Source organism: Streptomyces sp. NPDC002104 (assembly GCF_053593795.1).
This window is the reverse complement of the sequence record NZ_JBSFDF010000003.1, coordinates 47,339-61,916: the sequence shown is the minus strand read 5'-3', so window position 1 is coordinate 61,916 and position 14,578 is coordinate 47,339. Positions and strand designations below refer to the sequence as shown.

12 protein-coding genes are annotated in these 14,578 nt (G+C 73.2%); 4 read left to right on the top strand and 8 right to left on the bottom strand.

Going from position 1 to position 14,578, the window contains the following annotated elements; genetic code table 11:
* Positions 1–38: 38 nt before the first annotated feature.
* On the bottom strand, positions 39–1,001 hold the full coding sequence (locus ACWCP2_RS03910; RefSeq protein ID WP_450906988.1) for a GlxA family transcriptional regulator: 963 nt from the start codon (positions 999–1,001) through the stop codon (positions 39–41).
* Positions 1,002–1,177: 176 nt separating this feature from the next.
* Between ACWCP2_RS03910 and ACWCP2_RS03905 the strand changes: the two genes are divergently transcribed.
* The 3 genes from ACWCP2_RS03905 to ACWCP2_RS03895 all read left to right on the top strand — a co-directional run bounded on the left by ACWCP2_RS03905 (position 1,178) and on the right by ACWCP2_RS03895 (position 4,615).
* The gene (locus ACWCP2_RS03905; RefSeq protein WP_450907147.1) at positions 1,178–2,419 is read left to right on the top strand and encodes an ArsB/NhaD family transporter; all 1,242 of its coding nucleotides are present in this window, start codon (positions 1,178–1,180) and stop codon (positions 2,417–2,419) included.
* Between the two features lie 74 nt (positions 2,420–2,493).
* The gene (locus ACWCP2_RS03900) at positions 2,494–4,131 is read left to right on the top strand and encodes an ABC-F family ATP-binding cassette domain-containing protein (protein WP_450906987.1); all 1,638 of its coding nucleotides are present in this window, start codon (positions 2,494–2,496) and stop codon (positions 4,129–4,131) included.
* Positions 4,132–4,375: 244 nt separating this feature from the next.
* The gene (locus ACWCP2_RS03895; protein WP_399377366.1) at positions 4,376–4,615 is read left to right on the top strand and encodes a hypothetical protein; all 240 of its coding nucleotides are present in this window, start codon (positions 4,376–4,378) and stop codon (positions 4,613–4,615) included.
* Between the two features lie 68 nt (positions 4,616–4,683).
* On the opposite strand, the gene ACWCP2_RS03890 is transcribed toward ACWCP2_RS03895, so the two are convergent.
* From ACWCP2_RS03890 to ACWCP2_RS03865, 6 genes are all read right to left on the bottom strand, one after another.
* The gene (locus ACWCP2_RS03890) at positions 4,684–5,472 is read right to left on the bottom strand and encodes an SDR family NAD(P)-dependent oxidoreductase (protein WP_450906986.1); all 789 of its coding nucleotides are present in this window, start codon (positions 5,470–5,472) and stop codon (positions 4,684–4,686) included.
* A 46-nt stretch (positions 5,473–5,518) separates the two neighbouring features.
* A complete protein-coding gene (locus ACWCP2_RS03885; RefSeq protein WP_450906985.1) occupies positions 5,519–6,700 on the bottom strand; it encodes an MAB_1171c family putative transporter in 1,182 nt (393 codons plus the stop codon).
* Positions 6,690–7,235, bottom strand: a complete 546-nt coding sequence (locus ACWCP2_RS03880) for a hypothetical protein (RefSeq protein WP_450906984.1) — start codon at positions 7,233–7,235, stop codon at positions 6,690–6,692. Before ACWCP2_RS03880 ends, ACWCP2_RS03885 begins: the two co-directional genes overlap by 11 nt.
* Positions 7,236–7,503: 268 nt before the next feature.
* A complete protein-coding gene (locus ACWCP2_RS03875; RefSeq protein ID WP_450906983.1) occupies positions 7,504–9,993 on the bottom strand; it encodes a Tex family protein in 2,490 nt (829 codons plus the stop codon).
* Positions 9,994–10,128: 135 nt separating this feature from the next.
* On the bottom strand, positions 10,129–10,992 hold the full coding sequence (locus tag ACWCP2_RS03870) for an SCO6745 family protein (RefSeq protein ID WP_450906982.1): 864 nt from the start codon (positions 10,990–10,992) through the stop codon (positions 10,129–10,131).
* 190 nt (positions 10,993–11,182) lie between these two features.
* Positions 11,183–11,755 (bottom strand): isochorismatase family protein, encoded by a 573-nt coding sequence (locus ACWCP2_RS03865; protein WP_450906981.1) that lies wholly within the window; start codon positions 11,753–11,755, stop codon positions 11,183–11,185.
* A 320-nt stretch (positions 11,756–12,075) separates the two neighbouring features.
* Between ACWCP2_RS03865 and ACWCP2_RS03860 the strand changes: the two genes are divergently transcribed.
* Positions 12,076–13,602: a M1 family metallopeptidase gene (locus ACWCP2_RS03860; protein WP_450906980.1), complete on the top strand. Its 1,527-nt coding sequence runs from the start codon at positions 12,076–12,078 to the stop codon at positions 13,600–13,602.
* Positions 13,603–13,651: 49 nt separating this feature from the next.
* Here ACWCP2_RS03860 and ACWCP2_RS03855 read toward each other — a convergent pair whose 3' ends face one another.
* Positions 13,652–14,515, bottom strand: a complete 864-nt coding sequence (locus tag ACWCP2_RS03855; RefSeq protein ID WP_450906979.1) for an oxygenase MpaB family protein — start codon at positions 14,513–14,515, stop codon at positions 13,652–13,654.
* Positions 14,516–14,578: the final 63 nt, after the last annotated feature.

Below are 14,578 nucleotides of genomic sequence, written 5' to 3'. Positions count from 1 at the left end.
GCGGCTGCCCGGCGCGTGTCGTCGGTACGGGCCCGCGGTCAGTGGGTGGCGCCGAAGCGGCGGCGGTATTCGGACGGGGGCTGGCCCAGGGATTTCACGAAGGCGCGGCGCAGGGCCTCCGGGTTGCCGTAGCCGCAGGCCCGGGAAATCTGGGCGATGCCCTCGGCGCCCTCCTCCAGCAGCCGCCGCGCGTGCTCGACCCGTACCCGCTCCACGTACCGCCCGGGCGTGACCCCGGTCTCGGCCTGGAAGGCCCGCGCGAAGTGCCGGGGCGACAGCGCCGCCCGCGCGGCGAGCGCCTCCACGCTCAGGTCCTCCCCCGGGTGCTCGGTGATCCAGTGCTGGACCTCGCGGAGCGGCTCCCGCCGCGCCGTCTGCGCGGCGAGCTGCGCGCTGAACTGCGCCTGGTTGCCGGGCCTGCGCAGGAAGACCACCAGGTGCCGGGCCACGGACAGGGCCAGCTCGCGCCCGTGGTCCTCCTCCACCAGGGCCAGCGCGAGGTCGATGCCCGCCGTGACCCCGGCCGAGGTGGCCACCGGCCCGTCCCGGACGTAGATCGGGTCGGGTTCCACCGTGACGGCCGGGTAGTCCCGGGCCATCGCCTCGCACACGTACCAGTGCGTCGTCGCGCGCCGTCCGTCCAGCAGCCCGGCCTCGGCCAGCAGCAGGCCGCCGGTGCAGACCGACACCAGCCGCTGCGCGGACCCGCCGTGCGCGCGGAGCCAGTCCGTGATCTCCGGCGCGAAGTCCCCCGTGTAGCGGCCCCCCGGCACCAGCAGGGTGGTCCCGGCGCCCGGGCGCTCGCTCTCCAGGTCCCCGTCCGGGACGATCCGCAGTCCGCTGCTCGTACGGACCGGGGCGCCGCCCGGGGAGACGGTGCGCAGCGCGTACCGCGCCGGTCCGGGGTGCCGGTCGGCGCCGGAGAACACCTCCATCGGGCCCGTGACGTCCAGGCTCTGCACGCCGTCGTAGAGGACGACGAGCACGTTTCGCGACGACATGGCCCCATCGTGTGACATCCCGCGCGATGGCCGCAATGACGCGTACCCCACCTATTCGGCCATACGGGTCCCGGTGAGATCCTGTCCTGGCCCGCCCGTGCACGCGCACGACCGCCCGCCTCTCCCCCGCCCCCCTCGCTCCGGAGCCCCTCCTGTACCCCGTCGCCGCCGCGTGTCTGTCCGTCGCCCTCCTCCTCGGAGTACTGGCCTTCGCCGTCCTGCGCCCGCGCGGGCTGCCGGAGGCCGCGGCCGCCGTGCCCGCCGCCGGGCTGCTCGTCGTGCTGGGCGTCGTACCGCCCGCCGACGCGTGGGCGCAGACCCGTGAGCTGCTGCCCGTGGTCGGGTTCCTCGCGGTGATCCTGGCGCTGGCCCGGCTCTGCGCCGACGAGGGGCTGTTCCGGGCCGCCGGCGCCGCGGTGGCCCGGCGGGCGGCGGGGCGGGGGCCGGTCGCGCTCCTCGGCGGGGTGTTCGCCGTCGCCTCGGTGGTCACCGCGATGCTGAGCCTGGACGCGACCGTGGTGCTGCTGACCCCGGTCGTACTGGCGACCGCCTCCCGGCTGGGGGCCCGGCCGCGCCCGCACGTCTACGCCACCGCGCACCTGGCGAACTCCGCCTCGCTGCTCCTGCCGGTGTCCAACCTGACCAATCTGCTCGCCTTCGCCGCGAGCGGGCTGTCCTTCACCCGGTTCGCGGGGCTCATGGCCCTGCCGTGGCTGGCGGCGATCGGCGTGGAGTACGCCGTGTTCCGGCGCTACTTCCGCGGTGATCTGGCGGCCGCCCCGGAGCACGTGCCGCAGTCCGTGGATCCGGCGCCGCTGCCCCGGTTCGCGGCCGGGGTGCTCGCGCTGACCCTGGCCGGCTTCGCGCTCGCCTCCTTCGCGGGGGCGAGCCCCGCCTGGGCGGCGCTCGCGGGCACCCTCGTGCTGGCCGTACGGGCCCTGCGCCGCCGGGAGACCACGCCGCTGCGGATCCTGGGCTCCTCGGCGCCGGCCTTCTGCCTGTTCGTGCTGGCCCTGGGGGTGGTGGTGCGGGCGGTCGTGGACCACGGGCTCGGGGACGGGCTGGAGTGGGTGACCCCGGCCGGGGATTCGCTGCCGGCGCTCCTCGGGGTGGCGGCGGTGGCCGCCGTACTGGCCAACCTGATCAACAATCTGCCCGCGGTCCTGGCCCTGCTCCCGGTGGCGGCCGCGGGCGGAGCGGGGCCCGTGCTCGCGGTGCTGATCGGGGTGAACATCGGGCCGAACCTCACGTACGCGGGGTCCCTGGCCACCCTGCTGTGGCGGCGGATCCTGCACGCGGACGGGTACGACGGCGTCACCCTCGGGGACTTCACCCGGCTCGGCGTGCTGACCACCGTGCCGGCCCTCGCCGCCTCGGTGACGGCTCTGTGGGCGGGCCTGCGGCTGATCGGCGTGTGACCGCCGGCCGGCCCCGCCACCGCGTCCCGGCCCCGGAACTCCGACGCGCGGGGCGCGGATAGGATCGGGACATCATGACTGCAACCCTCGTCGCCAAGAAGCTCACCGCCGCGCACGGTGAGCGCACGCTCTTCGCCGATCTCGACCTCGTCGTCGCGCCCGGCGACGTCATCGGCCTCGTCGGCGTCAACGGCGCCGGGAAGTCCACCCTGCTGCGGATGCTCGCCGGGCTGGACGCACCCGAGACCGGTGAGCTGCGGCTCTCCCCGCCCGGCGCCGCCGTCGGACACCTTCCCCAGGAGCCCGAGCGGCGCCCCGGCGAGTCGATCCGCGAGTTCCTCGCCCGCCGTACCGGTGTGGCGGCGGCCCAGGCCGAGCTCGACGCGGCGACGCAGGGCCTCGTGGACGGCACCCCCGGGTCGGACGACGCGTACGCGGACGCCCTCGACCGGTGGCTGAACCTCGGCGGGGCCGACCTCGACGAACGGGCCCTGCAGGTCGCCGGCGACCTCGGGCTGTCCGTCGGCCTGGACCTGCCGATGACCGCGCTGTCCGGCGGACAGGCCGCCCGCGCCGGCCTCGCCTCGCTCCTGCTCTCCCGCTACGACGTCTTCCTGCTCGACGAGCCCACCAACGACCTGGACCTCGACGGTCTGGAGCGTCTGGAGCAGTTCGTGAAGGGACTGCGCGCCGGCACCGTCGTCATCAGCCACGACCGCGAGTTCCTCACGCGCACCGTGACCAAGGTCCTCGAACTGGACCTGGCACAGCAGCAGATCAACCTCTACGGCGGCGGCTACGACGCCTACCTGGAGGAGCGCGAGCGGGCCCGCAACCACGCCCGCGAGGAGTACGACGAGTACTCCGACAAGCGCTCGGCCCTGGAGGACCGGGCCGCGATGCAGCGCGGCTGGAGCGACAAGGGCGTCAAGAACTCCAAGCGCAAGGCCACCGACAACGACAAGTCCGCCCGGAAGGCCGCCGCCGACGCGAGCGAGAAGCAGGCCTCCAAGGCCCGCCAGACGCAGCGCGCGATCGAGCGGCTCGAAGTGGTCGACGAGCCGCGCAAGGAGTGGGAGCTGCGGATGGAGATCGCGGCGGCCCCGCGCTCCGGTTCCGTGGTCGCCACCCTGCGCGAAGCGGCCGTCCGGCGGGGCGACTTCGCCTTCGGGCCGGCGAGCCTGCAGATCGACTGGGCGGACCGGGTCGCCATCACCGGCGCCAACGGGGCCGGAAAGTCCACCCTGCTGGCCGTGCTGCTGGGCCGGCTCGCCCCCGACTCCGGTTCCGCCACCCTCGGCTCGGGCGTCCTGGTCGGCGAAGTGGACCAGGCACGCGGCCTGTTCCTCGGCGAGGAGCCGCTCATCGACGCCTTCTGCGCCGCCGTACCGGACACCGAACCGGCCGAAGTCCGCACCCTGCTGGCCAAGTTCGGCCTGAAGGCGGCGCACGTGACCCGCCCGGCGGCCACCCTCTCGCCCGGCGAGCGCACCCGGGCGGCCCTGGCGCTGCTCCAGGGACGCGGGGTGAACCTTCTGGTGCTGGACGAGCCGACGAACCACCTCGACCTGCCGGCGATCGAACAGCTGGAGTCCGCGCTGGAGGCCTACGAGGGCACCCTGCTGCTGGTCACCCACGACCGGCGGATGCTCGACGCGGTCCAGGTGTCCCGCCGCCTGCACGTGGCGGACGGCAAGGTCACCGAGGTCTAGACCGGAGCCCGCTCAAGATGCCGACCTGCCGGAGCGCGACTAGCGTTTGTTGGTGAGAGCCGCAACCGCGGAGCACGCCCCCATAGCCGGCCGTTCCACGCCGCCGGGGTGGGCGGGCACGTGCTTCCGCATGTTCGGCGGCCCTGTATCCGATCCCGGGCTGCGCCTACGCGTACGCGGTCCGCGGTTCCGTCTTCCTCGCCTCGAAGAGGTTCGGGGAAGGTGGGAGGAAAGGGAAATTCTCATGTCTGCACTGAGAGCGAAGCGTCTCTTCGCGATCTCCGCCGCCGGTCTTCTGATGGCAGGCGGAGCCGCGCTCGGCACGGCGGGTACCGCTTCTGCGGCAACCCCGGCTCAGCACGTGAGCTACAGCACCGGTGGCTGGGACCACGATGACGACGGCTACAACGGCTGGCACCACGGCGGCTGGTGGGACAACGATGACGACTACGGCTACGGAGGTTATGACAACGGCGACTGCTGACCACCCCTCCCGTCCGGACGTGCGCGACCCTGTCTCAGGGCCGCGCACCGGGCTGCCGCGACGCGGTCTCAGCTCCCGTCGGTCCGGTCCGCCGGGGCCCGCCGGGTGCGGGCCATCTTCCGGGCCACGAAGCCGCGCGGAAGGTGCCGGGCGGCCAGCGCGTACGCCTGGTAGCGCCGGCCCGTGATGCTCACCGGGCGGCGCCGGGCCAGGTCCTTCAGGGCCCGGGCCACCACGTCGCCCGGCTCCAGCCACACCGCCTCGCTCAGGGCGCTGACATCCATGCCGGCGCGCTCCTGGAACTCGGTGCGGGTGAATCCCGGCACCACCGCCAGCACGCGGACCCCGTACGGCGCCATGTCCACGCGCAGGGACTCGCTGAAGGCCGTGATCCAGGCCTTCGCCGCGCCGTAGGTCCCGGTCGGCAGCAGTCCGGCCACCGAGGAGACGTTGACCACCGCGCCGCGGCGGCGCTCGCGCAGGCCGGGGAGCACCGCGTGGGTGAGCCGCAGCGGCACCTTGACCAGCAGGTCGAGCATCCGTTCCTCGTCCTCGACCGGGTTGTACGGGAACGGCGCGGGGAGTCCGAAGCCGGCGTTGTTGACCAGGATGTCGACGGGCCGGGCCCGGTCGGCGAGCCGCTCGGCGACGGCTCCGAGCCCGCCCGTGTCGAGCAGATCGGCGGGCAGTACCTCGCATACGGCGCCGTATTCCCGGGCGAGGCCGGCGGCGACGGCTTCGAGGCGGTCCTTGTCACGGGCGACGAGGACGAGGTCGCAGCCCTTGGCGGCGAAGCCGCGGGCGAAGGCGGCGCCCAGTCCTGCGCTGGCCCCTGTGATCAGTACGGTGGTGGTCAAGAGACGTTCACTTCCTGGCTGTCGGGCGTGTTGCGCATCGCGTGTCTCATGCGGTGAAACCGGCCGTGGCCGGTGAGGCGTAGGCCTGGGCCACGTCCACGAGGAAGCGGGTCTCGCCCTCCAGGTCGCCTCCCTCGGCCGAGGTCTGGAGGGCCGCGGGCAGCTCCAAGGCGTTCCCGTCGGACCGCTGTTGCGGGATCCCGGCGAGCTTGGCCTGCCGCGCCTCCTTCAGTACGCAGGCCAGCGCGGCCGCGGAGAGCCGCTGTTCGGGGACTCCGCTGCCGGCCACGTGGCTGCGCGCGAGTTCCGGCACGCCCGGGGCCACGTACTCGCCGAGGATCAGGATGGCGTCGCGGGTCTCGATGACCTTGCGGTAGACGAGCAGATTGCGCGGGACCGGCGGCCACAGCAGTTCCAGCAGCCGGCCGGCGCGCGGCTCGTTGAGGGCGACGTGCGGGACGGCGTGGACCAGGTCGCGCCAGAGCGGCCACAGCCGCCAGGCGGTGGCCGTGTCGGCGGCCGTGCGGCGGAAGGTGAACAGCGTCGGGACGAGGATCGCGGCGGCGCGCAGCAGCCCGTGCACGTTCATGAGCAGCGGGTTCGCGGGCATCGCCCAGGTGAAGCCGAACAGGGCCTTGAGCAGGTACACGAACCAGAACACCCCGGCGAGCGCGGTGCCGAGGCCGAACAGCAGCAGTCCCGCGGCGAGGCCGCGGCTCTCGGCGCGGCGGCTGTAGCGCCAGCAGACCAGCACGCACACGGTGTTGGCGATCAGGTGGGCGGAGATCAGCACCAGCCAGTACGCGAGGGAGGGCACCGGGTCGCCGGCGGGCGGGATGGTGTGCGTGCCGTGTCCGGGCGCGGCCGCGTCCAGGGCGACGAGGACGGTCAGCCAGAGGACCGTGCCGGCGCCGGAGGCGAGCTGGAGCCGGCGGCCCCGCGTGGCGGCGGCCACGAAGTAGAGCACGGCGCCGGCCGAGAGGACGCCGATGAGGTTGCGCACCAGCCCGATGGTGTGGGCGTAGCCGGGGTCGCGGCCCATGGCGTAGGCGACGACGTCGGGGAGGTTCAGCGTCATCGCGGCCGCGGCGGTGGCGACGGCGAGCCACAGGCCCCGCTGGTGCGGGGCGCGCAGGGCGCCGGGTGCGCGGAGCAGGACGGCGATCCAGAGGCATACGACGCTGGGGACGGCGAGCGCGTCGCCGAAGGCGGTCAGATCAGATGCCACGGTGGACCGGCCCCCGCCCGCGCCGTTCGTAGCCCATCGCGGACTCCAGCCGGGCGAGCGTGTCCCGGCCCGCGGCGCCGTGGCCGAGGTGCGGGCCGCGGGTCCCGGTGCGGATGCGGATCATGCTGGCGAGCATCTCCGCCTCCCGCTCCTGGCGGGTGGTGTAGTTGGTGCGTCCGAGGACGGTGGGGACGGCTCCGTCCGCCAGGGCGGCGCCCGGGGGGTCCTCGGCGGGGGCTTCCAGCGAGTGGTGCCCGAAGAGGATGTGCCCGATCTCGTGGAGCACGATGTGCTCGCGGTGCAGCGGGGTGGTCTGGGCCTCGTAGAAGACGTAGTCCACGTCGGCGGTACCGACCCACAGTCCGCACACCCCGGACTCCGCGGCCTCCTTGGGCAGCGGGTGGAGCCGGATGGGGCGGCCCCGCTGCTCGGCTATCCGCTCGCACAGTCCGTCGAGCGAGAAGGGGTGCGTCAGTTCAAGACGGCCGAGAATCGCCTCGCACCGTTTGCGCAGACTGGGCTGAGGGTGGCGCATGTGTTCCCTCTTCGGACCCTTTCTCGGGCAACGATGGTATGCGTGCGTGGGCTGGGGCATGGCGTCCTTGGTCTTCAAGGCGACCTCGGGAGTGCGGTCCTGAGGGGGGAAAAACGGAAGCCCGCTCGCCGGAAGACGAACGGGCGTTCCGTCATGCCTACAGATCATGCGGAGGAGTTGGCAAGGTATGTCCCCATGTCGGGTGCCTATTCAGCCAACCCGGCACGCACTGCCACGAACGGCCAGCGCTCGCGGCTAGCGCTTGCGGCTAGCGCTTGCGGCCACCGCGCTCGTCGCCGCCGCTGAGCCCGGCGCGGCGCAGGGCGTCGGCCATCGCGCTGTTGGCGGGGGCCGGAGCGCCGCCGCCCTGCCGCTGGCCGCCGCCTCCCTGACCACCCTGACCGCCCTGGCGGCGGCCCTTGCCGCCGTCGCGGGAGCCGCCCTGACCGCCCTGACCTCCCTGGCCGCGCTCGCCGCCGCCCTGGCCGCCCGGGCCGCGCTGCTGCGGGGGCCGGCCGCCGCCGCGCCGCTCGCCCCGCTCCTCGCGCTGCCTCGGCGCACCCCCGTCGGCGCCGCCGCGCTCCGCCTCGTCCTCCAGCCGCAGGGTCAGGGAGATCCGCTTGCGCGGGATGTCGACGTCCATGACCTTGACCCGGACGATGTCGCCCGGCTTGACCACGTCCCGCGGGTCCTTGACGAAGGTCTTCGACAGCGCGGAGACGTGCGCGAGCCCGTCCTGGTGGACGCCGATGTCGATGAAGGCGCCGAAGGCGGCCACATTGGTGACCACGCCCTCCAGGATCATCCCGGGGGCCAGGTCGCCGATCTTCTCGACGCCCTCCTTGAAGGTGGCCGTCTTGAACGCGGGCCTCGGGTCCCGGCCCGGCTTCTCCAGCTCGCGCAGGATGTCCGTGACCGTCGGCAGGCCGAAGGCCTCGGTGACGAACTGCTCCGGCCGCAGCGAGCGCAGCACGCCGGTGTTGCCGATCAGGGCCGCCACCTCGCTGCCCGCCGTCTTGCCCATGGTGCGGACCACCGGGTAGGCCTCGGGGTGCACGCTGGAGGAGTCCAGCGGGTCGTCCCCGTCGCGGATCCGCAGGAAGCCCGCGCACTGCTCGTACGCCTTCGGGCCGAGGCGGGCCACGTCCTTGAGCCCCTTGCGGTTGCGGAAGGGGCCGTTGGCGTCGCGGTGGGCCACGATGTTCTCGGCGAGTCCGCCGCTGATGCCCGACACGCGCGAAAGCAGCGGCGCGGAGGCGGTGTTGACGTCGACACCGACGCCGTTCACACAGTCCTCGACGACGGCGTCGAGGGAGCGCGAGAGCTTCACCTCGGACAGGTCGTGCTGGTACTGGCCGACACCGATCGACTTCGGGTCGATCTTCACCAGTTCGGCGAGCGGGTCCTGGAGGCGCCGGGCGATGGAGACGGCGCCGCGCAACGACACGTCCATGTCCGGGAGTTCCTGCGAGGCGAAGGCCGAGGCCGAGTACACGGAGGCGCCGGCCTCCGAGACCATCACCTTGGTGAGCTTCAGCTCGGGGTGGCGGGCGATGAGGTCCGCGGCGAGCTTGTCGGTCTCCCGGGAGGCGGTGCCGTTGCCGATGGCGACGAGCTCGACCGCGTGCTCCTTGGCGAGGCGGGCCAGCTTGGCGAGGGCGTCGTCCCACTTGTTCGCGGGCACGTGCGGGTAGATCACCTCGGTGGCGACCACCTTGCCGGTGGCGTCCACCACCGCCACCTTCACGCCGGTGCGGAAGCCCGGGTCCAGGCCGAGGGTGGCGCGGGTGCCGGCGGGTGCGGCGAGCAGCAGATCGCGCAGGTTGGACGCGAAGACCCGTACCGCCTCGTCCTCGGCGGCCGCGCGCAGCCGGGAGCGCAGGTCGATCCCGAGGTGCACCTGGATCTTGGTGCGCCAGGCCCAGCGGACGGTGTCGGCGAGCCACTTGTCGCCGGGGCGGCCGCGGTCGTTGATGCCGAAGCGGCGGGCGACCATCCCCTCGTACGTGGACGGCCCGGGCGTCTCGCCCGGCTCTTCGGGCTCCAGGGTGAGGTCGAGCACGTCCTCCTTCTCCCCGCGGAGCATGGCGAGCACGCGGTGCGAGGGCAGGGCGGTGAAGGGCTCGGTGAAGTCGAAGTAGTCGGCGAACTTGGCGCCCGCCTCCTCCTTGCCCTCGCGGACCTTCGCGGCGAGCCGGCCGCGGCCCCACATGCGCTCGCGCAGTTCGCCGATCAGGTCGGCGTCCTCGCCGAACTTCTCGGTGAGGATGGCGCGGGCGCCCTCCAGGGCGGCGGCCGCGTCGGCCACGCCCTTGTCCGCGTCCACGAACGCGGCGGCCGCCACGGCCGGTTCCGCCGACGGGTCGGCCAGCAGCCCCTCGGCGAGCGGCGCGAGGCCGGCCTCGCGGGCGATCTGCGCCTTGGTGCGGCGCTTGGTCTTGAAGGGGAGGTAGATGTCCTCCAGCCGGGCCTTGGTGTCGGCCGCGTTGATCCGGGCCTCCAGCTCGGCGTCGAGCTTGCCCTGTTCCCGTACGGAGTCGAGGATCGCGGCGCGCCGGTCCTCCAGCTCGCGCAGGTAGCGCAGCCGCTCCTCCAGGGTGCGCAGCTGGGCGTCGTCGAGCATCTCGGTCGCTTCCTTGCGGTAGCGCGCGATGAACGGCACGGTCGAACCGCCGTCGAGCAGCTCGACGGCGGACTTGACCTGCCGCTCCCGTACGCCGAGCTCCTCGGCGATCCTGCCTTCGATGGACATCGTCACTGTGCGGTCCCGCCTGCCTTCGTATTGCGTGATGCTGGTGCGCGCTGCGTCCTGCGTGCCGCGTGCTGCGTCGGAAGGCTGCCAATTGTGGCAGGTGGCGGGCGCGGACGTCGGGAGCCGGGCCCGGTCCGGGTCTCAGCCCTTGCCCATGAGGTCCCCGGGGAAGGCTCCGGCGACGAAGGCCCGCACGGTGAACCCGCCGCCGATCTCCGCGAGCCGGGCGACTCCGGCCGCGCCGAGGTGCTCGTACGGAGCCTCGTCCAGGCGGTCGGTCTCCGTCTCCAGCGCTTCGCGCAGCGCCGCGCCCTCGGGGGTGAGCTCGGCCCCGGAGTCGAGCAGTCCGCGCTCGCGCAGGCGGTCCGCGGCGGCGTCGAGGTCGGACTGTTCCCAGCCGCGGAGGTGCTTGAGGTACTTCGGGGTCATCCCGTGGCCGCTGGCCGTGTGGCTGACCAGGGCCTCGACGGGGTCCAGGCCGACGGTGAGCAGGGCGGCCAGGTGCCCGTCGCCGCGGTGCTCGCGCAGCAGGGTGGTGGCGTGCCACAGCCTGAGGTGCGGCTCCTCGGGTACGGGGAGGTCCGCGTGGGCCGAGTAGAGCGTACGGGCGTGCCGGGTGCAGGCCTCGGTCGCGCGCATCGCCAGTGCGGCGGCCTCGGTCATCTCGGGGGACGCGAGGGTCTCCTCGCCGAGGAGCCGGCGCAGCGTGCTGTCCGCGGCCCGCAGCCGGGCGGCGAGGACCTGCCCGGGGGTGGCGGTGTCCCAGACGGCGGGCAGGTGCCGGGCTATGAGGTCGTGGCGGTAGTTGTAGAAGGTGGCCGTCACGGTGCCCGCGCCGACCGCGCCCATGGCGGCCGAGCGGGAGGCGAGGTTGACGGCGTTGCGGTCGGTGATGCCGAGGGCGGCGAACTCCTTGCCGAGGTCGGGCGAGAAGTAGACGGTCGAGTGGAGCGGGTTGATCGCCCCGTGCCAACAGCTGCGGGCGGCGTGCGCCGGAAGTGTCATGCGGGCAGGCTAACGACTGCTTGGTATGGAGTGAAGTGCGGAACTGCGGTACGCAGCGGTCCGCTTCCCCCCTCCGGCAAGGCTCCCCCGTGGCCTTGCCGGAGGGGGTGGTCCGGCCGGTGCTCCGGCAGGTTTCCGGGCCGGTGCTCCGGCGGGTTTCCCGGCGGGTGCTCCGGCGACTGGTCCGGCGCTACTTCAGCTCGGCTCCGGTGGCGACGACCACCCCGTAGAGCTCGGTGACCGTGGCGAGGGCCGCCTGGTGGATCTGCTGCGCCGCGAGGGCGCCGGCCGGGCTCTCCAGCGCCCGCGTGGCCGAGGCGTCGGCGACGACGGTCGGGGCGTAGCCGTGGAGGAAGGCGCCCTCGGTGGTGAAGAGGGTGCACATGTTGGTCATGAACCCGGCGATGATCAGGTTCTTGCGTCCGGTGGCTTCGATGATCTCGTGGAGATCGGTCCCGTGGAAGCCGTTCGGGACGGACTTGGTCACGACGGCCTCGCCCGCCCGGGGGGCGACGGAGGCGTGGAGGGTGCCCGGCTCGGTGTCGATGCCGTAGCCGCCGTCACGGACGTGGACGACGGGGGTGCCCGCCTCGCGGGCCCGGGCGAGCAGCTGGGCGGCGGAGGCCAGCGCCGGTTCCCAGCCGTCGAGTTCCATGACGCCGCCGGTGTAGGTGTTCTGGTAGTCGACCAGGACCAGGACCGCGTCCTCGAAGGTCGCGGGGGTCTCGTCGAAGCCGTTGAGCTGACGCAGGGTGGTGGTCATGGGAGTGCCGTTCTCACGAGGGTGGGGTGGGTGGGTGGGCTGCGCAGGGCCACGACGGCAACGCTAGGACCCCGCGAACGCGCGGGCAATGACGGCCGGGCCGCAGATCCGGACATCGGTCCGCGCGGCCGCCGGCGGCGCGCGCGAGGGGGCCGCCCCCCGGAGCGGAGTGTCTCCACCCCCCGGAGCGGCGTGTTCCGCACGGGTGTTTTTCAGACGCGTGGCGATCATGTGACAGGAGGGGCCATGGACATGACGTGGGGTCCCGGGCGTGAATACGGTCGAACGGAAGCCACTCCCCTACCCCTTTGGAGTTCAAGGTGCACCGCAAAGTCATCGCTCCGAGCGTGCTCGCCGCCTCCCTTCTGCTGGTGATCCCGGCGTCGGCGGCGAGTTCCGTTCCGGGCGCACCGGGTATCGGCGATCCCTACTACCCGGCCAGCGGCAACGGCGGGTACGAGGTCTCGCACTACGACCTGCGCCTCCAGTACCAGCCGAAGACGGACCTGCTGGAGGGCACCGCCACCCTGCTGACCACCGCCAAGCAGGACCTGTCCCGCTTCAACCTCGACTTCGGTCTGGACGTCAGCGAGATCCGGGTCAACGGGGTCAAGGCGAAGTTCGCCAAGTCCGGCGCCTCGGAGCTGGAGGTCACCCCGGCGACCCCGCTCGCGCGCGGCAAGCAGTCGAGCGTGGTCGTCAAGTACGCGGGCAAGCCCTCGGAGTTCAAGGTCGACGGCTGGTCGGCCTGGCAGCGCACCCCGGACGGCGGCATCGCCGCCCAGGAGCCCGATTCGGCCGTCTGGTGGTTCCCGAGCAACGACCACCCGCTCGACAAGGCCACCTTCGACGTGTCGGTGAACGTGCCCGACGGCACCCAGGCCATCAGCAACGGTGTGCTGCAGTCGCAGAGTTCGCGGCTGGGCTGGACCCGGTACAACTGGCGTTCGAACAAGCCGCAGGCCACGTACCTCGCCACCCTGGCCATCGGCAAGTTCGACATCACCACCGACAAGACGGCGAGCGGGCTGCCGATCCTGAACGCCTACAGCCAGGACCTCGGCGACAACGCGGGCGCGGCGCGCGCGAGCGTGGAGCGGACCGGTGAGGTCGCGGAGTGGCTGGAGGGGGTCTTCGGGCCGTACCCCTTCAACGCGCTCGGCGGCTACGTGCCGAACGTGCCCTCGGGCTTCGCGCTGGAGACGCAGACCCGGCCGTTCTACAGCCCCCGGCAGTTCGCGAACGGCGCGAACGTCTCCGTGGTCGTGCACGAGCTGGCCCACCAGTGGTACGGGGACAGCGTGTCGGTCGACGGCTGGAAGGACATCTGGGTCAACGAGGGCTTCGCCCGCTACAGCCAGTGGCTGTGGTCGGAGAAGGAGGGCGAGGGCACCGCTCAGGAGCTCGCCGACTGGGCGTACGCGCAGCGGCCGGCCGAGGACCCGTTCTGGCAGGTCAAGCCGGGTGACCCGGGTCCGGAGAACCAGTTCCACGGGGCGGTCTACGACCGCGGCGCGATCGCCATCCAGGCGCTGCGCAACAAGGTCGGCGACGAGAAGTTCTTCCAGATCCTGAAGGGCTGGCCGACCGAGCGGGCCTACGGCAACGCCAAGGTCGGCGACTTCGTCCGCTACGCGGAGAAGATCTCGAACCAGCCGCTCGCGCAGCTCTTCGAGACCTGGCTGTACACCCCGGGCAAGCCGGACGCCTCCGCGCTGAACACGACGAAGAAGCTGCCGGCCGCGGGGGGCACCCGTACCCTGCGCTCCCCGGCCGCCAAGCCCGCGGCAGAGCCGAAGTCCTGGAAGAAGATCGCCGCGACGAACACGGTGCACGACGCGCACTGACCCGCCGCCCCTGCCCAACGGCACGCCGGAGCTGCGCGCCGTCGCCCCTCTAGCGGGCGGCGGCGCGTACGCGCGCCCGGGCGGCGCGGGCGATCGGCAGGTAGCGCAGGCGCTCCGGCAGGAGCGGTACGAGCAGGCGCAGGGCCGTGCTGAAGCGGCGCAGGCGGCGTTCCTGGGCGGGGGTCCACTCCAGGCCGATGGCGGCGCGCGCCTCGGGCGGCATGTAGCCGGCGGTGACGAAAGCCCGGAAGTGCAGGAAGGCGGCCCGCAGGACGGGCCAGGTCAGGCGCAGCAGGAGCCGGACCGGCAGCGGGCCGCCGGCGGGGCGGGGCAGGGGCGCGTCGGTGGCGAGGAGTTCGCGGGCGACCTTGGTGGGCTCGATCTCCTCGGCCAGCATCCGGTGGTAGTACGGCCAGTACTCCTCGATGCTCTGCGGCATGTCCCGGTCGTGCAGACCGAGGATGCGGCCGACCTGGAGCCACTCGCGGTAGAGCTGGCGCTCCTGCGCCGGGGTGAAGGGGCGCAGCAGGTAGCGCCCGGCGTGGAGGTAGACGGGGAAGCCGGTGGCGTGCACCCAGGCGTAGCAGGCCGGGTCGAGGGAGTGGTAGCGGCGCCCCCGGGTGTCGGTGCCCTGGATCTCCTTGTGCAGGCGGCGCACCCGGCGCCCCTCGGCCGCGGCGTCGGCCCCGCCGTACACCCACAGCTGGACGGAGCGCAGGGACCGCTCGCCGCGGCCCCAGGGGTCGGTGCGGAAGACGGAGTGCTCGTCGACCCCGGCGCCGATGGCGGGGTGGGCGACCTGCATCGTGAAGGCGGCGGGCAGCATGAGGAGGGCGCGGACGTCTCCGGCGATGGTCCAGAGCACTCCCCCGGGCGGCGGGGGCTCCGGGTCGCTCCGCTGCGTCGTGCTCATCCGTGTGCCCCCAGGGTGTCGACCTGCCGTTTCTCCCAGTATGCCGGGGGTCGGGCGGCTTCC